Annotated in this window: 19 protein-coding genes; 12 read left to right on the forward strand and 7 right to left on the reverse strand. The window is 65.1% G+C overall.

The window, feature by feature from the left end; genetic code table 11:
• Positions 1-5: 5 nt before the first annotated feature.
• The gene (locus API01S_RS04515; RefSeq protein ID WP_006219732.1) at positions 6-1,298 is read right to left on the reverse strand and encodes an NCS2 family permease; all 1,293 of its coding nucleotides are present in this window, start codon (positions 1,296-1,298) and stop codon (positions 6-8) included.
• Positions 1,299-1,406: 108 nt separating this feature from the next.
• Between API01S_RS04515 and tsaD the strand changes: the two genes are divergently transcribed.
• The gene (tsaD, locus tag API01S_RS04520; RefSeq protein ID WP_061303354.1) at positions 1,407-2,438 is read left to right on the forward strand and encodes a tRNA (adenosine(37)-N6)-threonylcarbamoyltransferase complex transferase subunit TsaD; all 1,032 of its coding nucleotides are present in this window, start codon (positions 1,407-1,409) and stop codon (positions 2,436-2,438) included.
• On the opposite strand, the gene plsY is transcribed toward tsaD, so the two are convergent.
• Positions 2,439-3,086 (reverse strand): glycerol-3-phosphate 1-O-acyltransferase PlsY, encoded by a 648-nt coding sequence (gene plsY, locus API01S_RS04525; protein WP_061303356.1) that lies wholly within the window; start codon positions 3,084-3,086, stop codon positions 2,439-2,441. It lies immediately after the preceding gene.
• 180 nt (positions 3,087-3,266) lie between these two features.
• Here plsY and surE point away from each other — a divergent pair, with 180 nt between their 5' ends.
• From surE to rlmD, 8 genes are all read left to right on the forward strand, one after another.
• The gene (gene surE, locus API01S_RS04530) at positions 3,267-4,025 is read left to right on the forward strand and encodes a 5'/3'-nucleotidase SurE (RefSeq protein ID WP_006219729.1); all 759 of its coding nucleotides are present in this window, start codon (positions 3,267-3,269) and stop codon (positions 4,023-4,025) included.
• Entirely contained in the window at positions 4,010-4,834 is an 825-nt protein-coding gene (locus tag API01S_RS04535) for a protein-L-isoaspartate(D-aspartate) O-methyltransferase (RefSeq protein WP_006219728.1), read from the forward strand. Before surE ends, API01S_RS04535 begins: the two co-directional genes overlap by 16 nt.
• 17 nt (positions 4,835-4,851) lie before the next feature.
• Positions 4,852-5,709 (forward strand): peptidoglycan DD-metalloendopeptidase family protein, encoded by an 858-nt coding sequence (locus API01S_RS04540; protein ID WP_006219727.1) that lies wholly within the window; start codon positions 4,852-4,854, stop codon positions 5,707-5,709.
• Positions 5,706-6,485, forward strand: coding sequence for a 3'-5' exonuclease (locus API01S_RS04545; protein ID WP_006219726.1), 780 nt, complete (start codon positions 5,706-5,708; stop codon positions 6,483-6,485). The genes API01S_RS04540 and API01S_RS04545 overlap by 4 nt, the downstream gene beginning before the upstream one ends.
• A gap of 165 nt (positions 6,486-6,650) precedes the next feature.
• Positions 6,651-7,250 carry a hypothetical protein gene (locus API01S_RS04550; RefSeq protein WP_006219725.1) on the forward strand — a complete coding sequence of 200 codons (600 nt, stop codon included), beginning with the start codon at positions 6,651-6,653 and terminating at the stop codon, positions 7,248-7,250.
• A 426-nt stretch (positions 7,251-7,676) separates the two neighbouring features.
• Positions 7,677-8,429: a TorF family putative porin gene (locus tag API01S_RS04555; RefSeq protein ID WP_061303358.1), complete on the forward strand. Its 753-nt coding sequence runs from the start codon at positions 7,677-7,679 to the stop codon at positions 8,427-8,429.
• Between the two features lie 290 nt (positions 8,430-8,719).
• Positions 8,720-9,067 carry an Imm51 family immunity protein gene (locus tag API01S_RS04560; protein ID WP_231689477.1) on the forward strand — a complete coding sequence of 116 codons (348 nt, stop codon included), beginning with the start codon at positions 8,720-8,722 and terminating at the stop codon, positions 9,065-9,067.
• A gap of 210 nt (positions 9,068-9,277) precedes the next feature.
• A complete protein-coding gene (gene rlmD, locus API01S_RS04565) occupies positions 9,278-10,831 on the forward strand; it encodes a 23S rRNA (uracil(1939)-C(5))-methyltransferase RlmD (RefSeq protein WP_061303359.1) in 1,554 nt (517 codons plus the stop codon).
• 38 nt (positions 10,832-10,869) lie between these two features.
• Here the strand turns inward: rlmD and cueR are convergent, their stop codons facing one another.
• Positions 10,870-11,262 (reverse strand): Cu(I)-responsive transcriptional regulator, encoded by a 393-nt coding sequence (gene cueR / locus API01S_RS04570; RefSeq protein WP_006219721.1) that lies wholly within the window; start codon positions 11,260-11,262, stop codon positions 10,870-10,872.
• 16 nt (positions 11,263-11,278) lie between these two features.
• A complete protein-coding gene (locus API01S_RS04575) occupies positions 11,279-13,558 on the reverse strand; it encodes a heavy metal translocating P-type ATPase (protein WP_061303361.1) in 2,280 nt (759 codons plus the stop codon).
• A 161-nt stretch (positions 13,559-13,719) separates the two neighbouring features.
• Between API01S_RS04575 and API01S_RS04580 the strand changes: the two genes are divergently transcribed.
• The 3 genes from API01S_RS04580 (at position 13,720) to API01S_RS04590 (ending at position 16,460) form a co-directional block, all read left to right on the forward strand.
• Positions 13,720-13,920 (forward strand): heavy-metal-associated domain-containing protein, encoded by a 201-nt coding sequence (locus tag API01S_RS04580; RefSeq protein WP_061303363.1) that lies wholly within the window; start codon positions 13,720-13,722, stop codon positions 13,918-13,920.
• A gap of 173 nt (positions 13,921-14,093) precedes the next feature.
• A complete protein-coding gene (locus tag API01S_RS04585; protein WP_050730296.1) occupies positions 14,094-14,822 on the forward strand; it encodes a glutathione peroxidase in 729 nt (242 codons plus the stop codon).
• A gap of 201 nt (positions 14,823-15,023) precedes the next feature.
• A complete protein-coding gene (locus API01S_RS04590) occupies positions 15,024-16,460 on the forward strand; it encodes a dihydrolipoyl dehydrogenase (protein ID WP_006219717.1) in 1,437 nt (478 codons plus the stop codon).
• An 89-nt stretch (positions 16,461-16,549) separates the two neighbouring features.
• On the opposite strand, the gene API01S_RS04595 is transcribed toward API01S_RS04590, so the two are convergent.
• From API01S_RS04595 to API01S_RS04605, 3 genes are all read right to left on the reverse strand, one after another.
• The gene (locus tag API01S_RS04595; RefSeq protein ID WP_006219716.1) at positions 16,550-17,440 is read right to left on the reverse strand and encodes a 23S rRNA (adenine(2030)-N(6))-methyltransferase RlmJ; all 891 of its coding nucleotides are present in this window, start codon (positions 17,438-17,440) and stop codon (positions 16,550-16,552) included.
• 13 nt (positions 17,441-17,453) lie between these two features.
• Complete coding sequence (gene ugpQ, locus API01S_RS04600; RefSeq protein WP_006219715.1) at positions 17,454-18,203, reverse strand: glycerophosphodiester phosphodiesterase; 750 nt, start codon at positions 18,201-18,203, stop codon at positions 17,454-17,456.
• 120 nt (positions 18,204-18,323) lie between these two features.
• Positions 18,324-19,640: a M20/M25/M40 family metallo-hydrolase gene (locus tag API01S_RS04605; RefSeq protein WP_061303365.1), complete on the reverse strand. Its 1,317-nt coding sequence runs from the start codon at positions 19,638-19,640 to the stop codon at positions 18,324-18,326.
• Positions 19,641-19,968: the final 328 nt, after the last annotated feature.

Genomic DNA, 19,968 nt, shown 5'->3' on the forward strand with positions numbered 1-19,968 from the left:
TGCGCTTACTCCGGAAAAAACGCATACCGGATCACGAACAGCACGGCGACCAGCCATGTGGCCGGATGCACGTCGCGGACCTTGCCGGTGGCGGTCTTCAGGACCACGTAGCTGATGAAGCCGAACGCGATCCCGTTGGCGATCGAGTACGTGAACGGCATGACCAGCGCGGTCAATGCGGCCGGGGTGGCCTCGGTGACTTCATTCCAGTCGATGTCGATCAGTTCGCGCATCATCAGGCCGGCCACGTAGAGCAGGGCGGGGGCGGTGGCGTAGGCCGGGACCGCGCCTGCCAGCGGCGAGATGAAGAGCGCGGCCAGGAACAGCAGCGCCACGACCAGGGCGGTCATGCCGGTACGTCCGCCCGCTTGCACGCCCGAGGCGCTTTCCACGAAGGCGGTGGTGCTGCTGGTGCCCAGCGCCGAGCCGGCGACAATCGCCGTGCTGTCGGCAAACAGCGCGCGGCCCAGGCGATTGGGACGGCCCTCGGGGACCAGGCCGGCGCGCTTGGCCACGCCCACCAAGGTACCGGTGGCGTCAAACACTTCGACCAGCACGAACACCAGGATCACATGCACGAAACCGCTGTGCAGCGCGCCCATGATGTCGAGCTTGAAGAGCGTGGGGGCCAGGCTGGGCGGGGCCGAGAAGATGCCCTTGAACTCGTTGTAGCCCAGCACCATCGACAGCACGGTGACGACGATGATGCCGATCAGGATGGCGCCGCGCACGCGCAGCGCGTCCAGCGAGGCGATGATGAAAAACCCCAGGATGGCGAATAGCGGGCCATGGGTGGTGAGGTTGCCCAAGGAAACCTTGGTGGCCGGATGGGCAACGACGATGCCGGCGCTGGACAGCGCGATAATCGCCAGGAAAAGGCCGATGCCCGCCGCGATCGCGCTGCGCAGGGAATGCGGTATGCCCTTGACCAGCCAGACCCGGATGCCCGATATCGTCAGGATCAGGAAGATCACGCCCGAGATGAACACGGCGCCCAGCGCCTGCTCCCAGGTGTAGCCCATGGTCTTGACGACGGTGAAGGCGAAGAACGCGTTCAGCCCCATGCCGGGCGCCATGCCGATCGGCCAGTTGGCGATCAGCGCCATCACCAGCGAACCGAGCGCTGCGGCCAGGCAGGTCGCCACGAAGACGGCGTCGCGGTCCATGCCGGTGGACGACAGGATGTCCGGGTTGACGAAGATGATGTACGACATGGTCAGAAATGTCGTCAAACCGGCCACGATCTCCGTGCGCGCGGTCGTGCCGTGTTCACGCAGCTTGAATAACTTCTCCAGCATTCCAGTCCCCAGTGTGTTGCAGGCTTGTAGGTTGTTGCAGGCGGGGCCGACCGGCCTCGCGCATGTCAAAACTCGCGTATTTTCGCATCAGTTGTAAACTCTGCCGCCATGATTATCCTCGGCTTTGAAAGCTCCTGCGACGAAACCGGTGTCGCAGCCGTCTGTACGGAACGCGGTCTGCTGGCGCACGCGCTGCATACCCAGATCGCCATGCACCAGGAATATGGTGGCGTGGTGCCGGAACTTGCCTCGCGTGACCACATCCGTCGCGTCGTCCCCTTGACCCGTCAGGTGCTGCACGATGCGGGCCTGCAAATGTCGGACATCGGCGCCGTGGCGTATACCGCAGGCCCAGGCCTGGCGGGCGCCTTGCTGGTGGGCGCCAGCGTCGCGCAGTCCTTTGCCTGGTCGCGGCATCTTCCGGCGATCGGCATCCATCACCTGGAAGGCCATCTGCTGTCGCCGATGTTGGCGGACCCTCGGCCCGACTTCCCCTTTGTGGCGCTGCTGGTGTCTGGCGGCCACACGCAGTTGATGCGCGTCGATGGCGTGGGTCGCTACGAATTGCTGGGCGAAACGTTGGACGACGCGGCTGGCGAGGCGTTCGACAAGTCAGCCAAGCTGATGGGACTGGGCTATCCCGGTGGCCCGGCCTTGGCCAAGCTGGCGGGGCAGGGCGACGCCAGCCGCTTCGATCTGCCGCGTCCCATGCTGCATAGCGGCGATCTGGACTTCAGCTTCAGCGGCCTGAAGACGGCGGTGCTGACTCGGGTGAAGGCGGCGGAAAAGGCGGGCGGACTGGACGAGCAGACGCGCGCGGATCTGGCGGCGGCCACGCAGGGCGCGATTGTGGATGTGCTGGCCGCCAAGTCGATCAAGGCCCTGAAACAGACGGGATTGCGCCGTCTGGTGGTGGCCGGTGGCGTTGGCGCCAACCAGTTGCTGCGGGCCAAGCTGGCGGCGGCGCTCAAGCCCTTGCGGGCGCAGGCGTATTTCCCGCCGCTGGAGTTGTGCACCGATAACGGCGCGATGATTGCTTTCGCGGCGGCCGAGCGCGTCAAGACTGGTTTGGTGAAACTGGACGCCGATGCGCACAGTTTCACGGTCAAGCCGCGTTGGGATCTGGCGGATATCGCCTGATCAGCCCGGCTTTTTCTTGCTGCCGCCGATCTTGCTTTCAGTGCCTTGCACCAAACGCGTGATGTTGGCCCGGTGACGATAGAACAGCAGCACGCCGATCACTGCCAGCGCCACGCCCAGGGCCGGCTGGGCATACCAGGCCAGGCCCGAGCCGAACACGTAGTAGACCGGCGCGAAGAACGCCGCGACCAGCGACGCCAGCGACGAGTAGCGGAAGAACACCGCCACGATCAGCCAGGTCGCGGCGGTGGCCACGGCCAGCCAGGGTTGGATCGCCACCAGCACGCCCAGCGCTGTCGCCACGCCCTTGCCACCCTTGAAACCCAGGAAAACCGGGTACAGATGCCCGACGAAAGCCGCCAGCGCCACCAGCGCCAGTCCGGCCGGCGCGATGCCGGGGGCCAGTTTTTCGGCCAGCCCGATAGCGAACCATCCCTTGGCCGCATCGCCCAGCAAGGTCAGCGCGGCGGCCGTCTTGTTGCCGGTACGCAGCACATTGGTCGCGCCCGGGTTCTTGGACCCATAGCTGCGGGGGTCCTGCAGCCCCATCAGTTTGCTGACGACCACGGCGAAGGGCACGGAGCCGATCAGGTAGGCCAGCAGGACGAGGGCGGCGGTGAACGCCAGGGAGGGTTCGGTAATCGCCATGGAAAGGGAGTCCGTTGTTGTCGTAATGGCGCGGATTCTACCGCGCCGCGCACCGCCCCTGGGTACGGGTTATCGAGCGTGGCGTACTTGCCCCGTGAACGCACGTGGTCATACAGGGTGCGGCGGCGGACGGTACAATCCGCGACGTCCTTCCGCGTTTTATTTTCTTTCGGATGCACAATGCGAATTCTGGTTTCGAACGATGATGGTTACTCAGCCCCTGGGCTCGAAGCGCTGGTCGAGGCGCTGCAAGGCTTGGGCGAACTCACTGTCGTCGCGCCCGAGACCAACCACAGCGGCGCCTCCAATTCCCTGACTTTGAACCGCCCCTTGTCGGTCCGCACCGCCTCGAACGGCTTCATCGCCGTCAATGGCACCCCGTCCGACTGCGTGCACGTGGCGCTGACGGGCTTGATGGATACGCGGCCCGACCTGGTCGTCTCCGGCATCAACAACGGCGCCAACATGGGCGACGACACGCTCTATTCCGGCACCGTGGCGGCCGCCAGCGAAGGCTATCTGTTCGGTATCCCGGCCATTGCGTTCTCGCTGGCCGAGAAAGGCTGGGAACACATCGACTCGGCCGCGCGAGCCGCCCGGCTCGTCGTCGAGCGCCATCTGGCCCAGCCGCTGGCCGCGCCCGTGCTGCTCAACGTCAATATCCCGAATCGCCGCTTTGAAGATCTGCATGGCTTCGCGGTCACGCGGCTGGGCAAGCGGCACCCGTCGCAGCCCGTGGTGCGCACCACCACGCCTTACGGCGATACGGTGTACTGGATCGGGCCCGTGGGGCTGGCGGCCGACGCCACGCCCGGCACCGATTTTCACGCGGTAGAGCAGGGCACGGTGTCGGTCACGCCTCTGCGGCTGGACCTGACCCAGCACAGCCAGCTGGACGAAATCCGAACGTGGGCGGAGCCATTATGCGCAAACGCGTAAGCCAACCCGATGTCTCGCAGGCCGTGCCCGGCCGGCCCAGCCCGGTCCGCTACGACTCGGGCCGCCTCAGCCCCGGCGTGACGGCCACCAACAGCAATACACGCATTTCGGCGGCGACTCTGCCGCGCCAGGCTCAGGCCCCCGCGCCTTCGGCGGGCAGCAATCTGGGATTGAACTCCGACCGCCTGCGCCAGGCCATGGTGCAACGGCTGCGCGGTCAGGGCATCAGCGATGAGCGCGTGCTGAACGCCATGGCTGCCGTACCGCGCCATCTGTTCGTCGACGAAGCGCTGGCCAGCCGGGCCTATGAAGACGCCGCGCTGCCGATCGGCCATTCGCAGACCATTTCGCAACCCTGGGTGGTGGCGCGTATGATCGCAGCGGCCTGCGAAGACCGCGCGCCGACCCGCGTGCTGGAAGTGGGCGCGGGCTGCGGCTATCAGGCGGCGGTGCTGGCGCAGTTCGTGCGCGAGGTCCATTCCATCGAAAGAATCCGCGGGCTTTACGAGCTGGCGCGCGAGCATCTGCGCGCCTTGCGGCTGACCACGCGCATCCGCCTGATCTATGGCGATGGCACCCTGGGCCTGCCCGGCGTGGCGCCGTTCGATGCTATCGTTGTGGCTGCCGCTGGCCTGGCCATTCCACAAGCCCTGCTCACGCAGCTTGCGCCGGGCGGACGCCTGATCGCTCCCGAAGGGGGCACCAACCAGCGCCTGGTGCTGATCGAACGCACCGGCGCGGCCAGCTGGAAACGCACCGAATTAGAGGCCGTGCGCTTTGTGCCGCTACGCGCCGGAATACAATCTTGAGCAAACAGGAGAAACGTATGCTCAACGGGCAGTCGCAACTGACCGCTATGACTATGGGCGCGTCCATGACGCGCCTTCGCCGCCCGCTCTATATGGCGGGGGCTCTCAGCCTGGCTATTTTGGCCGGCTGCGCTTCAAAAGGAACTCGTGCTCCGGTGGTCGACATGACCGGCGGACAACCCGCGTCATCGGCACAGCCCGGTGGCAGCTATGTGGTCAAGCCGGGCGACACGCTTTACAAGATCGCCCGCGCCAACAACGTGGATATCGAAAGCGTCAAGCGCTGGAACAACCTTAGCGACCCCAACCAGATTTCGGTAGGCCAGGTCCTCAAGATGTCCGGCGGCGCCAGCACGGGTGCGCAGCCCGCGCCGATCGCCAGCGTCAAGCCGCAACCGCGTCCGCTGGACCAGCCGGAAACGCCTGCCGTCGCCACCAACCCCCCGCCCGATGCAACGCCGGCGCCCGCGCCGGTCGAGGTCAAGCCCGCGCCACGCGCGGCCGACGCCAGCGTCATCAATTGGGCATGGCCGGCCAGCGGCGCCATCGTGCAGACGTTCAATGCCAGCAGCAAGGGCATCGACATCTCCGGCACGCTGGGCGACCCGATCACCGCTGCGGCGGATGGCCTGGTCAAGTACAGCGGCAATGGCGTGCGCGGCCTGGGCAACCTGATCATCGTTGAACACCAGAACGGTTTCATCACGGCGTATGCGCACAACCGCACGCTGCTAGTGAAGACGGGCCAGAACGTCAAGCGCGGCGCCAAGATCGCCGAACTTGGCCAAAGCGACACCACGTCGCCGCGCCTGCACTTCGAAATCCGTCGCCAGGGCACCCCGGTCGACCCGATGCAGTACCTGCCCACGCGATGACGCCCACCCTGGTATTCGACCTGGAAACCATCCCCGATGCCGACGGGCTGCGCAAGCTCAACGGCTGGGGTCCCGAGGTTTCCGATCTGGAAGTGGTGGAACGCGCGCTGGCCGCGCGCCGTGAAGCCGTCGGGCACGACTTCCTGCCGCTGCACTTGCACAAGGTCGCGGTGGTGGGCTGCGTGTTCCGCGATGACCAGGGCTTCCGCGTCAAGACGCTGGGCCAGGCCGACGACCCTGAAGCCGCCTTGCTGGCGGGGTTCTTCAAGACCATCGAACGCTACACGCCCAAGCTCATCAGTTGGAACGGTTCGGGTTTCGACCTGCCCGTCCTGCATTACCGCAGCCTGATCCTGGGCGTGCCCGCGCCCCGCTATTGGGACATGGGCGAAGAAGACCGCGACTTCAAGTTCAACAACTACATTGCCCGCTATCACACGCGGCACCTGGACCTGATGGACGTGCTGGCCAAGTACAACGGCCGCGCCAACGCGCCGCTGGACGACCTGGCCAAGCTGTGCGGCTTTCCCGGCAAGCTCGGGATGGACGGCAGCAAGGTCTGGGAAGCCTGGCACACCGGGCGGGCCGACGAGGTCCGCGCGTATTGCGAAACCGACGTGGTCAACACCTGGCTGGTCTATTGCCGCTTCCGCTTTTTGCGCGGCGAACTGGACCGCACCGGGTATGACGCCGAAATCGCGCTGGTGCGCGATACGCTGTCCGCTAGCGATGCGCCGCACTGGAAGGAATACATGGCGGCATGGGACGCCACCTGAGCGCCGCAGCAAGGCTGGCGCAGACAAGGCACGGGGCCCGCGAGGCCCCGTCGTCACGTCTGGCGCAAGCGCAATCGACTGAAACATGGACGACGCAGGCGAAATTTGGTTGAAACCGGGCCGACAGCACAATGGTCTCGCTTTCTTCACTTTCAGGAGACATACATGTCCCGATTCGCTATTCGTTCCAATTTGGCCGCTCTTGCTTTTGTCGCCGCGACGGGTGGCCTGGTGGCTGGCTCCGCCATGGCAGCTCCCCCGGCCCCGGCCGACGGTGGCCCGGCCGCCATGCATCATGAAGGTCCGCGTGGCGAGTTCCACAAGGGCATGCGCGACGGCCTGTTCATCCCCGGCCTGGGTCCCGTTTCCAAGGCGCAAGTCGATCAGTTGAAGCTGGACGACAAGCAGCAAGCCCTGTTCAAGACGGCGCAGGACGGCCAGCGCAGCCTGCACGAAGCCATGCGCGCCGCCGGCGCCAAGCGCCACGACCTGCTGAAGGCGCAACTGGACAGCGGCAAGCTGGATCCCCGCGCCCTGGCCGACCAGTCCGAGCAGTCGCGCGAAGCATTCGGCCCGCAGGCCAAGCAGGTGCGTGACCAATGGCTGGCCGTGTGGGACAGCCTGAACGACACGCAGCGTGGCCAGGTGACCAAGATGGTCAAGGACCGCGAAGCCAAGATGCAGGAACGCCACGCCAAGATGGAAGGGCGCCATGGCAAGGGCATGCCTGGCACGCCGCCGCCCGCCGCGCCGTCGGCTAACTAAGCGCGCCAACCGTCCGCCGCCCGCCCGGGGCGGACACGCTCTCTCGAACCCCGGCTCGCCCTACGGCGCGCCGGGGTTTTTTTGTTCAGCCCACCGTCCGAAATAAAGCGCCGGCCGGGCGACCCTCGCCGGGCCGATGAACCGGCGTGGCGCGCAATCCCCGTTTTGATGCATGGCGCCCTGGGCTTCGCTGCGCGTGCCCGCTTGCGGTGCATGGCCTGCGCCATCTCGGGCCACGACAGCGACATTTCATGCGGGCTTACCCGCGTTCGGCAGCGCCCTGGCAGCCATTTGTCATCGGATTGAAACCTGGCACGGACATTGCTTGAGTAGCCATGAGCCGGCACATACCGCTGCAAAAGCCGGCCAGATGGATGCGCCACCGGCCGTCCTCCTCCTCGATAAATCCGATCAGGACTCCGTACCATGAAGAAGACGTTGCTAGCCTTGCCTTTTGCGCTTGCCGCTTGTTTCGCCTCGACGGCCCAGGCCGAACCCACCGATCTTGGGGGCGGCTTTTCTCTTAGCGGTAACGCCACCATCGCCAGCGACTATCGGTTCCGGGGTTATTCCCAGACCGACTTCCGTCCCGCCGTGCAGGTGGGCATCGATCTGACGCACAGCTCGGGCTTCTACCTGGGCAACTGGAACTCCAACGTCTCCAACTTCGTGTTCACCGACGGCAACCTGGAAATGGATTTCTACGGCGGCTGGAAGGGCGACGTGGGCGGCGGTTTCACGCTGGACGCGGGTGTGCTGCATTACTACTACCCGGGCTCCAGCTCGCCCAAGGGCGGCAACTACAACAACACGGACCTGTACGTGGGCGCGTCTTACGGCAACTACTCGTTGAAGTACTCCTACACGCCCAGCGACTTTTTCAGCACGCCGGACAGCAAAGGCACCTGGTATCTGGACGGCACGGCCACCTTCGATCTGGGTGATGGCTGGGGCGTGCTTGGCCACCTGGGCTATCAAAAGCTGAAGAACCAGACCAACATGGACGGCGATTCGATTGGCCACTATGTCGACTACAAGCTGGGCGTGACCAAGGACATCAAGGGCTGGGTGCTGGGCCTGGCCGCTGTCGGCGCTACCAAGGACAACTGGCTGCCCACCAAGTACGGCCATCCTTCTGGCCGGCTGGGCGCGGTCTTTTCCGTGGCGCGTACGTTCTAATTCCGCATCCGTGGCGGCGCTTTGATCGGCGCCGGCGTTGGGGGGATTGATGGAGACTGCCTGATGGGGCCGTCCCCTTCAATTCCCCCTTTTTTGCATGGCGCCAGGCGGATTCGGGCTGTCTTGCGCAGGGATTTATCGCGCCCGCCAACAGGCCGATACGCCAGGCGAATTGCGCTCATCGCGATAATTGCCTCTAATGGGCGCGCACAGGATGCGACGGGGGACTTTCCGCGCATCCGCCCGGCAGCTACCCTTGGCGGCCGGCGATTCAAGGAGCTTTGAGCGCAGTGACTATCGATTTCGAAGAAGCAATCAAGCCTTTTTCCTGGATGGAATATGAAGGCAACTTCTCGGTAAGCCTGACTGTCGGGGAATACAAGGAAGAAGTTTTCCGCCGTCGCAGGGAAGAGGGTTTCCTGGGTACGGGCTATGACTGGACATCGCTGGCGCTGGTTTTCCTGGCCGAAAAGCAGCCCGAGCTTGACGAGTCGATCGATTTCGATCCGGAAGCCGATACGTTCTGCGCTTATTCGTCCGATGGCGAAGCCCTCAAGACGTTTGCCCTGGCCTTCAAGGCCGCCTGCGAAGACAGGAAGCTGATTCAAGACCTGTTCTCGCGCGCAGAACTGGACTGATCGCCCCGCCAGGGCAGCGCGCGGCGTCCGCGCCGCGCCCCATCATTGCCCCGCGCAAGCCTCGGGCGCACCGCCCGGGGCCCCCGCGCCCAGCCCCGCATTCCGGCCCCGCATTCCGGCCCCGCATTCGGCCCCTCACAAAGACCATTTCCGGGAATGGGCGCAGTCCTTTTACAATCATGGGTTGCGTGTAATTCTGGACTGCGTGAGATGTCAGACGTTTTGAGTATTGAGTCCCTGGATCTGGAAGCCAGGGGAATCGCCCGCCGCGACGGCAAGGTGGTGTTCGTGGAAGGCGCGCTGCCGGGCGAACGGGTAACCACCGTCACGCTGCGCCGCAAGCCATCCTATGAGATCGCGCGCGTGGACGAGGTGATGCACCCGTCGTCGCAACGCGTCCAGCCGCGCTGCCCGCACTTTGGCGTCTGTGGCGGCTGCGCCATGCAGCATCTGGAACCCAGCACGCAGGTGGCCATCAAGCAACGTTCGCTGGAAGACACCTTCTGGCACGTCGGCAAGCTGCGCCCGGCGCTGATCCTGCCGCCGCTGCAAGGGCCGACCTGGGGTTACCGTTACCGCGCGCGCCTGTCGGTGCGCGTCGTGCCCAAGAAGGGCGGGGTGCTGGTGGGCTTTCACGAGCGCAAGAGCAGTTACGTGGCCGACATGCGCGAATGCCACGTGCTGCCGCGCCACGTCAGCGATCTGCTGCTGCCGCTGCGCGCCATGATCGGTTCGATGTCCGCGCCTGACCGCATGCCGCAGATTGAAGTGTCGCTGGGCGAAGGCGTCACGGCGCTGGTGCTGCGTCACCTGCTGCCCCTGACCGATGACGACATCGCCATCCTGCGTGCCTTCGCCGCCAAGCACAACGTGCAGTGGTGGTTGCAGGCCAAGGGCCCGGAAACGGTGCACCCGCTGGAGCGCGAGCATGCCGACACGCTGTCCTACACGATGCCCGAATTCGGGCTGCGCATGCCGTATCGCCCCACTGACTTCACGCAGGTCAACCACGCCATCAACCGCTCGATGGTTTCGCGTGCGTTGAAGCTGCTGGATGTGCAGCCCACCGATCGTGTCGCCGACCTGTTCTGTGGCCTGGGCAACTTCACGTTGCCGCTGGCCACGCAAGGCCGCGAAGCCGTCGGCGTCGAAGGCAGCAAGGCCCTGACGGACCGCGCGTTCGACGCAGCCGCTCGCCATGGGCTGGCCGAGCGCACCAGCTTCGCCACCTTGAACCTGTTCGAGGTCGATGCGCATTGGCTGCGCAGCCTGGGCTACTTCGACCGCATGCTGATCGACCCGCCGCGCGAAGGCGCGCACGCGGTGTCGCAGGCGCTGTCCGAGCTATCGGTGCAAGAGCGCCCGCGCCGCATTGTCTACGTGTCCTGTAATCCGGCCACCTTGGCGCGCGATGCCTCCATTCTGGTGCACGAAGGCGGCTACGAACTCAAGAGCGCTGGCGTCATCAACATGTTCCCCCACACGGGGCATGTGGAATCCATCGCCGTGTTCGAGTCGCTGGACGCCGTGCGCGTAGCCGAGGTCAAGGAACGCGCACGCCAACGCGCGATCCAGGCCGAGGCCGACGCGATTGCGGCGGAAGAAGCCAAGGCGCTGGCAGCGGCTGAGAAGGCCGCTTCCAAGCAGGCGGCCACTGACGCTTACCATGCACGCGTGGCAGCGGAAGCAGCCGAGGCGGTCGTGGCGCAAGCCGATGCTGACGCCGACGCCCCGGCCGAGCCGGCAGTCCAGGCAAAGGACTGATTCTTGCGTCGCCGGCCCGCTCGTGCTGGCCTGAAAGGCTAGTGCGAGCGCCCCAGGTTTTCAAGAATGGGGCAGTCGGGCCGGTCGTCGCCGTGGCAATGCTGCGCCAGATGCTTGAGCGTCTCGGCCATCTCATGCAGGGCTTCGGCTTTGCGCTCCAGTTCCTGCACGTGTTCCAGCGCAATGCGCTTGACGTCGGCGCTGGCGCGGCTGCGGTCCTTCCACAGCGCCAGCAGCTCGTTCATCTGTTCCACCGAAAATCCCAGGTCGCGCGCGCGGCGCACAAAGCGCAGCGTGTGCAGGTCATGGTCGCTGTAGACGCGATAGCCGGAGTCGGTCCGCACCGCGGGGCCGATGAGGCCTATGCTTTCGTAGTAGCGGATCATCTTGGCCGAGATGCCCGAGCTTTTCGCTGCTTCGCCGATGTTCATGATTGAGCTCCCGATATCAAGCCTGGGCCGCGCGGGGCCGGAACGCCTTCAGGCGCAAGGCGTTGCCCAGCACGAAGACGCTGGACAGCGCCATCGCGCCAGCGGCGAAGATGGGTGACAGGGACAGGCCGAATGCCGGGTACAGCGCGCCGGCCGCCAGCGGGATCAGCGCGGCGTTGTAGGCGAACGCCCAGAACAGGTTCTGGCGGATGTTGGCCAGCGTGGCGCGGCTAAGTGCGATGGCGTTGGGCACGCCGTGCAGGTCGTCGGCCATCAACACCACGGACGCCGCTTCGATCGCCACGTCCGTGCCCGTGCCGATGGCGATGCCGGTGTCGGCGGCGGCCAGCGCCGGCGCATCATTGATGCCGTCGCCCACGAACGCCACCTTGCGACCGCCTTCGCGCAGGGTAGCAATGGCCTGCACCTTGCCATCGGGCAGCACCTCGGCGCGCACTTCATCGATGCCCAACTGGCGGGCGACGGCGGCGGCGGTGTAGCGGTTGTCGCCGGTGATCATCGCGGTCTTCAAGCCTTGCGCATGCAGCGCGGCAATGGCGGACACGGCCGATGGCTTGATCGGGTCGGTCACGGCCATCATGGCGGCGGCCTGGCCATCGATCACCACGTAGATCGGGGTCTTGCCTTCATTGCCCCAATCCGTGGCCTGCGCGCCAAATGCGCTGACATCCACGCCGCGTTCGGCCATCAGCCGCGCCGCGCCCGCCACGATCTGACGCCCGGCCACGGTGGCTTGCACCCCCGCGCCGGTGATGGCGGCAAAGCCTTCGGCGGGCAACAACGAGATCTTGCGTTCTTCGGCGGCCGCCACGATGGCCAGCGCGATGGGATGCTCGGAACGCGCCTGGACCGACGCCACCCATTGCAGCACCTCGTGTTCGTTCTGGCCCGGAGCGGGTGCAAGTTCGGTCAGCGTGGGCTTGCCCAGCGTCAGCGTGCCGGTCTTGTCGAACGCCACGACGTTGACGTCGCGCAACGTCTGCAAGGCGTCGCCCTGACGGAACAGCACGCCCATTTCGGCCGCGCGCCCCGTGCCCACCATGATGGACGTGGGCGTGGCCAGCCCCATCGCGCAAGGGCAGGCAATGATCAACACGGCCACGGCATTGACCAGCGCATGCGACAAGGCGGGCGTGGGGCCCAGGAAGAACCAGGTCAGGAAGGTGAGCAGGGCGGCCGCCATCACGGCCGGCACGAACCAGGCGGTGACCTGATCGACCAGCGCCTGGATGGGCAGGCGCGCGCCCTGGGCGGCTTCCACCATGCGGATGATGCGGGCCAGCATGGTGTCGGCGCCGGTATGCGTGACGCGCAAAGTGAAGCTGCCCGAGGTGTTCAGGGTGCCGCCCGTGGCTTGCATGCCGGGCTGCTTTTCAACCGGCACGGGCTCGCCCGTCAGCATGGATTCGTCGACGTAGGAACTGCCTTCGATGATGTCGCCATCCAGCGGAATCTTTTCGCCGGGGCGCACGATCACGACATCGCCCGTCTTGACCTTCTCGATTTCGACATCCACCGCCTGGCCATCACGCATGACGCGCGCGGTGCGGGGTTGCAAGCCGATCAGGCGCTTGATGGCGGCGCCCGTCTTGCCCTTGGCGCGCGCTTCCAGCGTGCGGCCCAGCAAGATCAGCGTGACGATGACCGCCGCCGCTTCGAAGTAGACGTTGCGCGCGGCCTCGGGCAACCAGTCGGGCGCAAACGTCGCCACGACTGAATATCCCCAGGCCGCGCCCGCGCCCAAGGCCACCAGCGAATTCATCTCGGGGGCGCGACGCCATAGCGCAGTCAAGCCCTTGGTGAAGAACTGGCGGCCCGGCCAGAGCAGCACGGCGGTGGTCAGCACGAACTGCAACAGCCAGCTGTTCTGCTGGCCGATCGTGCCCAACACCCAATGGTGCATGGCGGGGATCAAGTGCGAGCCCATTTCCAACGCGAATACCGGCAACGTCAACACCAGCGCGACAGTGAACGCGCGTTGCAGGCGCTGGGCTTCCGCGTCGCGCGCCTGCGCCTGGCGTTCGGCGTGGTCGTCCTGCGCGGCGATGGGGCGGGCCTCATAACCCATCTTCACCACGGCATCCACCAGGGCTTGCGGTTGTGCGAAGCCGGGATCGTAGGACACCAGTGCGCGCTCGGTGGCCAGGTTCACCTGCGCCTGGGCTACGCCCGGGACATGGGTCAGGGCCTTTTCCACGCGCTTGACGCACGACGCGCACGTCATGCCTTCAATGGCGAGTTCCAACTGGGTAGTGGAGGGGCTGGCAACGCTCATGGCTGTTCTCGGTCGATGTGGAGCTTGCAGTTTCATCCTTCCCATTGTGGGAAGGTCAAGGCGAATTTTACGCTTGACCTTGACATGATGGGAATGTTTAAGCTTCGTCCATGGCGTGTGGAACCTGTTACGCGCCACCCCTGACTTTACGGAGAACCATCATGAGCATCGAATTCCAAGTTCCCGACATGACTTGCGGCCATTGCGTGAAGACCATTACCGGGGCTGTGACCCACGCGGCGCCCGGCGCCACGGTCACGGTCGATCTTCCGACGCATCGCGTGACGGTGTCGGGCACCGACCAGGCCGAGAAGGTAGAAGCCGCCATTCGCGACGCCGGTTACGAGCCTGCGCGGGTCTGATTCCGGCGCATTCGGGAAGCGGTTATGATAGAAACCGCTTTCCGATTTTCACATCGTAATTGCTAAAAACTATCGATCAATTAAATTTATAAAATTGGATTAGTTAATAGCTGGCATTTATCATTCTTTCCATGGTGGTTAAACAAAACCCCGCTACCCAAGGAGAGATTCGAATGCTGCAAAACCGCGAAGGCCAACGTGTTCCGAACGTAACGTTCCCCGTCCGCGAGGACAACACGTGGAAGAAGGTCACGACCGACGATCTGTTCAAGAACAAGACGGTTGTCGTCTTCTCGCTTCCCGGCGCTTTCACGCCGACCTGCTCGTCCACCCACTTGCCGCGCTACAACGAACTGGCCCCCGCGTTCTTCAACGCCGGCGTCGACAGCATCGTCTGCGTATCGGTCAATGACACTTTCGTCATGAACGAATGGGCCAAGGACCAGGAATCGGCCAACATCACGCTGCTGCCTGACGGCAATGGCGCGTTCACCGAAGGCATGGGCATGCTGGTCGACAAGAGCGACCTGGGCTTCGGCAAGCGCAGCTGGCGCTATTCGATGCTGGTCAAGGACGGCGTCGTGCAAAAGATGTTCATCGAACCTGAAAAGGAAGGCGATCCGTTTGAAGTGTCGGACGCCGACACGATGCTGGCGCACATCGCTCCGACCGCCAAGAAGCCCGACCAGGTGGTCGTGTTTTCCAAGCCGGGTTGCCCGTTCTGCGTGGAAGCCAAGGCGCTGCTCGATGAAAAGGGCTATGCCCCGATCGAAATCCCGCTGGAAAACAAAGTCCGCGGTCGCGTGATCGGCGCTGTGTCCGGCAAGGGCACTGCCCCGCAGGTGTTCATCAACGGCACGCTGATCGGCGGCCTGGAAGACCTGAAGGCGCACTTCGCCTAAGCCAGTCGGCTTCAAGCAGCCGGGTGCGGGGGCATCCCCCGCACCCGGCCGCCGGCTTGAGCTTCCCTTTTTACGCACCCTTAATGGCATTCCTTGCGCGGCCCGTCAAAGGCGCCGCCGGACGGTTTTCGTCCCGAGGATGCGCAACAAGGCGGAACTCGCCTTCGACACTTTGCTACCCGCAACAGGGGGAACCCACTCATGAAAACTCTGCATACCGATATCGCTGTCATCGGCGCCGGCACAGCCGGTCTGGCCGCCTATCGCGCCGCGAAGGCAGCGGGCAAGCGCGCGCTGCTTATTGAAGGCGGCCCTTACGGCACCACCTGCGCCCGCGTGGGCTGCATGCCCTCCAAGCTGTTGATCGCGGCGGCCGAAGCGGCGCACAACGCGGCGCACACCGAAGCCTTTGGCGTACACGTGGGCGGCGAAATCACGGTGGACGGCGCGGAAGTGATGGACCGCGTCAAGCGCGAACGCGGCCGCTTCGTGGGCTTCGTGCTGGACGGCGTGGAGAACATTCCGGCCGAAGACAAGCTGCGCGGCTACGCGCGCTTCGTGTCCGACACCGTGTTGGAAATCGACGATCACACCCAGGTGCATGCGTCGCGCGTGGTTATCGCCACGGGTTCGCGGCCGTCGGTCCCGCCGCCTTTCCGCGAGCTGGGCGACCGCTTGGTGGTGAACGATGACGTCTTCGCGTGGAACGACCTGCCGGGCCGCGTGGCGGTGTTCGGGCCCGGCGTGATCGGGCTGGAACTGGGGCAGGCATTGGCGCGATTGGGCGTCGAGGTGCGCGTCTTCGGCGTCAGCGGCAGCCTGGCCGGCATCAGCGATCCGCAGGTGCGTCAGAGCGCTCGCAAGATCTTCCAGCGCGAGTTCTATCTGGACCCCGATGCGCGTGTGCTGGAAACCAAGCGCGTCGGTGACGAAGTCGAAGTGCGCTACATCACGCTGGACAACGCGGAACGCACCGAGCGCTTCGACTATGCGCTGGTGGCGACCGGGCGTCGCGCCAACGTGGATGGCTTGGGCCTGGAAAACACGTCGCTGGAACTGAACGTGCATGGCGTGCCGGTGTTCGACCGCGAAACGATGCAGGCGGGCGATTCTGCCATCTTCATCGCGGGTGATGCCAACGCGGACGCGCCCTTGCTGCATGAAGCCGCGGACGAAGGCCGCATCGCGGGCGAGAACGCCGCGCGCTACCCGGACATTCGCAACGGCCTGCGCCGCGCGCCGCTGGCGGTCGTCTTCTCCGACCCGCAGATCGCGGTGGCGGGGCAGGGCCACGGGCGCCTCATCCCCGGCACGTTCGTCGTGGGCGAGGTCGATTTCAGCGACCAGGGCCGATCGCGCGTCATGCTCAAGAACAGGGGCTTGCTGCATGTCTATGCAGACATCGAGACGGGCCGCTTCCTGGGCGCCGAAATGGTGGGTCCCAGCGCCGAACATATCGGGCACTTGCTGGCCTGGGCCGTGCAGCAGGAATTGACGGTGGCGCGGATGCTCGAGATGCCGTTCTACCACCCCGTCATCGAAGAAGGGCTGCGCACCGCGTTGCGCGACGCGGCGGCCAAGCTTGCGCTTGCCCGCGACGCGCTGCGCAACGAGACGGCGGAACAAGAGACGGCGTGATCTCGCGACGCTGCTCGCGTAGCGGCGTGTCCAAATGGCAAAAGGCCCGATCTGCAAGGATCGGGCCTTTTCATTCATGCCGTAAGGGTTCAGTCGTCCGACTGTTTCTTAGGCACGGGGAAGGGGTTTTCGCGGTACTGCAACGTGAAGCCGGCGCGTTCGTCCTGACCCAGCTCGCGGGCCAGGTAAGGCATCGCCTGCTTCAAGCCTTCATGCAGGGTCCAGGGCGGGTTGATCAGGAACATGCCGCTGCCATGCAGGCCGTAGCCGTCGATGGTCGCCTTCTTGACGGTCAGCGTGGCGTGCAGCCAGCTCTTGACCTTCAGGTTTTCAAAATGGCGCGCCATTTCGCTGGCCTCGCGGCGTTGCACCAGCGGGTACCAGATGGCGATCGTGCCGGTGGCGAAACGCTTCACGCATTCCTTCACCGTGATCAAGGTGCGGCGGTAGTCGTGCTTGTCTTCATACGACGGGTCGATCAGCACCATGCCACGGCGCGTGGGCGGCGGCAGCAGCGCCTTCACGCCCTCGAAACCGTCATCGCCATAGATGGTGGTCTGGCGCTGCGCGGTGCGGCCCTGATGTTCGAGGTTGACGACCAGCGTGTCGATCTCGGTGGGGTGCATTTCGAACAGGCGCAGGCGATCGGACGGGCGCATCACGTCCAGCGCCAGCCAGGGCGAACCGGGATAGCGCTTCAGGCGGCCATTGGTGTTGTAGTCGCGGATACGGGCGACGTAGTCGGCCAGCAGCGGCGGCAGGTCCTTGGCTTCCCAGAGGCGGCCGATGCCGTCCTCGAATTCCGAGGTCTTGTTCGCCCAGTCGCTTTCGAGGTTGTACAGACCGGCCCCGGCGTGGGTGTCCACAACCCAATAGGGCGCGTCTTTCTTGTTGAAGTAGTCCAGGGTGTGGACCAGGATGGCGTGCTTGAGCACGTCGGCATGGTTGCCGGCGTGAAAGGCGTGGCGATAACTGAACACGGGGCGTTCTGCCTCAGTCGGCCGGCCGGATCGCGGCCAGCTCGTCGGTGAAAATGCCGTCGATGCCCCAGTCCAGCAGCAAGCGGGCGCGTTCGGGGTCATTGACGGTCCAGGCCGCGATTCGATAGCCGGCGGCATGCACGGCGTCGATCAATTCGCGGGTTGCGTCTTTTTGGTTGATGTTCAGCGCCACGCATTGGTACTTGGCCAGGCGTTCGCGCCAATCTTCGGGCACCTTCTCGACCAGCAAGGCGCGGGGCAATTCGGGGGCGGCTTCCAGCGCGGCTTGCAGCGCTTCTTCGGCAAACGAGGACAGCAGCGGCGGCGTGTCGGCGCCTTGCCACAGCTGCACGCAAGCGCGCGCCACGGCGGCGCCGGTTTCCGCTTCGCGGCCCGGGCAGGGCTTGATTTCAACGTTGCTGGCGATGTGGTTGGCGACCGTGTAGCGGGCGACGGCGGCGAACGTGGGCAGCGGTTCGCCAGCAAAGGCGGCTGAATGCCAGCTGCCGAAATCCAGCTGCGCCAATTCGCTGTAGGTCTTGGCGGCGGCGGGGCCGGTGCCGTTCGACGTGCGATCGACGTCGTCGTCGTGCATCAGCACCAGCACGTTGTCGCGGCTCAGTTTCACGTCGTATTCGAACATCGTGAAACCATGCTCGGCGCCAACGCGCATGGCGGCCAAGGTGTTCTCCGGCGCCAGACGACCGCCGCCGCGGTGCGCGATGTAACGGGAGTAAGGCCAGGAGGGGAGTTTTGCAGTCATGTTGGTGATGCGTGGAGTTCTTGGGGACAGGGTTGCAAGGATACTCCTTCTTGGAGGGCGATTCGGCTCCCCGGGCCCCGCGCCGGGCGGTAAAGCGGCCCGGCGTCGAGGTGGCCCCGATTACTTGGCCGAGACGTTGGCTGCGACCTTGGCCGCGACCTTGTCCTGCGATACGTCCATGATCATCCGGCTGGCCAGATACAGGCGCGGCACGATGCTGTTGATCTGGATGTATTCCGCGTCGTTGGAATGCGCCCCAAAACCGCTCAGGCCCATGCCTTCCACCACGGGGCCGCGCGCTTTCAAGGCGGCGAACGCGGCGTCGGTGCCGCCGCCGCTGGCGCGGTCCACGACCTTCAAGGGCAGGTCCAGTTCCTGATAAATCTTGACGCCATGCTGGGCCAGCGCCCGCGACGCGTCGGTGGCTTCCAGCGGCGGACGGCGCACTTCGAATTTCACGCTGACCTTCGATTCGGGCAGCAGCTTCTTCTGGACGCGCTCTTCCAGGGTGCGTGCCAGCGCATCGAAATCTGACACCCGCAAGGCGCGGGCGTCGGCCTGCGCGGTGGCCTGGCCCGGAATCACGTTGCGGTTGGTGCCGGCCTGCGCCACCGTCCAATTCAGCTTCAGCCCGTCTTCCGGCTTGGACAGCTTGTCCAGTTGCAAGAGCTGGTGGGACAGTTCGTACAGCGCGTTCACGCCGCCTTCTGGGCGCGCGCCGGCGTGCGAGGTCTTGCCTTGGACCGTCAGGTAGGCCGCGCCGATGCCGCTGGTGGCCAGGGTCAGGCGCGGCTCGGTGCCGCCGCCTTCAAAGGAGAACACCGCATCCTGGTCGGCTCCCAGGCGGGTGATGGTGCTGCGCGCGCCCGGCGAGCTGATCTCTTCGTCGCCATTGATCAGCACGGTCAGGGTGCCGAAATCGCGGAAACCCAGCTTTTGCAGCATCGTCAGCGTGTGGATGATCGTCGCCACGCCGTGCTTGTCGTCGGCAATACCCAGGCCGTAGGCCTTGTCGCCATCCACCCGGAACGGCTGGTCTTTGAGCATGCCGTTGCGGTAGACGGTGTCCATGTGCGCGATCAGCATGATCTTCTTCGTGCCGGAGCCTTTGAACTCGGCATGCACCATCGGCCCGACTTTTTCGGGGGTGTCATCCAGCCGGAATACATCGGTGGCGGCAATGATCTCTACCGTGCCGCCCAGCGCCTTCAGGCGATCGCGGATCAGTTCCGCGATGCGCTCGACGCCTTCCACGTCCTTGCTGCCCGATTCGATACTGACCAGATCGCGCATGGTGTCCAGCATGCCTTGCTGCTGGGCTTGGGCGGCTTCGTGCACGGCGGCCACCGGCGCGGCCAGCGCCACGGGCCCGGCACTCAGAAAGGCAAGCGCCAGGCAGGCGGGCAGAACATGCTGGCGGAAAGAGGTAAGCGGCATTGATGGAACCCTTTATGAAGTTGCAAGGAAAGGGCGTCGGCGGACGGCCGGCGTCGGGGCGCGGCGTAGATTTGCGGCCCCGCGGATCAAGATACGGAGGCCTTCGGGGGGCGGATACAGGAATTTCCCGGGTTGACGGTGCCGCGCTTCGGTGGGCAGCCGCCCGCCCGCGCCCCGGCCGGGATAAACCTGAAGAGAATCTAAAGGCCCCATGCGAGTGAGAAATGCTAAAATCCGCCCGCTGATCCGGTAATAACCGGTATGGGAATAGGGCGAATCAAGTTCGCCCTTTTTTTTGCGTTTTCGTGCGGCTTCGGGTGGACACCCC

It is taken from the genome of Achromobacter piechaudii NBRC 102461 (assembly GCF_001571245.1).
Classification (GTDB): Bacteria; Pseudomonadota; Gammaproteobacteria; order Burkholderiales; family Burkholderiaceae_B; genus Achromobacter; species Achromobacter piechaudii.

Excerpts from the sequence above, each read along its gene's own strand:
- ugpQ (WP_006219715.1), bottom strand. The coding sequence starts at position 18,203 with ATGACTGCAAAACTCCCCTCCTGGCCTTACTCCCGTTACATCGCGCAC.
- API01S_RS04545 (WP_006219726.1), top strand. The coding sequence starts at position 5,706 with ATGACGCCCACCCTGGTATTCGACCTGGAAACCATCCCCGATGCCGAC.
- API01S_RS04585 (WP_050730296.1), top strand. The coding sequence starts at position 14,094 with ATGCTGCAAAACCGCGAAGGCCAACGTGTTCCGAACGTAACGTTCCCC.
- plsY (WP_061303356.1), bottom strand. The coding sequence starts at position 3,086 with ATGGCGATTACCGAACCCTCCCTGGCGTTCACCGCCGCCCTCGTCCTG.
- tsaD (WP_061303354.1), top strand. The coding sequence starts at position 1,407 with ATGATTATCCTCGGCTTTGAAAGCTCCTGCGACGAAACCGGTGTCGCA.
- API01S_RS04575 (WP_061303361.1), bottom strand. The coding sequence starts at position 13,558 with ATGAGCGTTGCCAGCCCCTCCACTACCCAGTTGGAACTCGCCATTGAA.
- API01S_RS04515 (WP_006219732.1), bottom strand. The coding sequence starts at position 1,298 with ATGCTGGAGAAGTTATTCAAGCTGCGTGAACACGGCACGACCGCGCGC.
- API01S_RS04540 (WP_006219727.1), top strand. The coding sequence starts at position 4,852 with ATGCTCAACGGGCAGTCGCAACTGACCGCTATGACTATGGGCGCGTCC.
- surE (WP_006219729.1), top strand. The coding sequence starts at position 3,267 with ATGCGAATTCTGGTTTCGAACGATGATGGTTACTCAGCCCCTGGGCTC.
- API01S_RS04590 (WP_006219717.1), top strand. The coding sequence starts at position 15,024 with ATGAAAACTCTGCATACCGATATCGCTGTCATCGGCGCCGGCACAGCC.
- rlmD (WP_061303359.1), top strand. The coding sequence starts at position 9,278 with ATGTCAGACGTTTTGAGTATTGAGTCCCTGGATCTGGAAGCCAGGGGA.
- API01S_RS04605 (WP_061303365.1), bottom strand. The coding sequence starts at position 19,640 with ATGCCGCTTACCTCTTTCCGCCAGCATGTTCTGCCCGCCTGCCTGGCG.
- API01S_RS04535 (WP_006219728.1), top strand. The coding sequence starts at position 4,010 with ATGCGCAAACGCGTAAGCCAACCCGATGTCTCGCAGGCCGTGCCCGGC.
- API01S_RS04580 (WP_061303363.1), top strand. The coding sequence starts at position 13,720 with ATGAGCATCGAATTCCAAGTTCCCGACATGACTTGCGGCCATTGCGTG.
- cueR (WP_006219721.1), bottom strand. The coding sequence starts at position 11,262 with ATGAACATCGGCGAAGCAGCGAAAAGCTCGGGCATCTCGGCCAAGATG.
- API01S_RS04555 (WP_061303358.1), top strand. The coding sequence starts at position 7,677 with ATGAAGAAGACGTTGCTAGCCTTGCCTTTTGCGCTTGCCGCTTGTTTC.
- API01S_RS04550 (WP_006219725.1), top strand. The coding sequence starts at position 6,651 with ATGTCCCGATTCGCTATTCGTTCCAATTTGGCCGCTCTTGCTTTTGTC.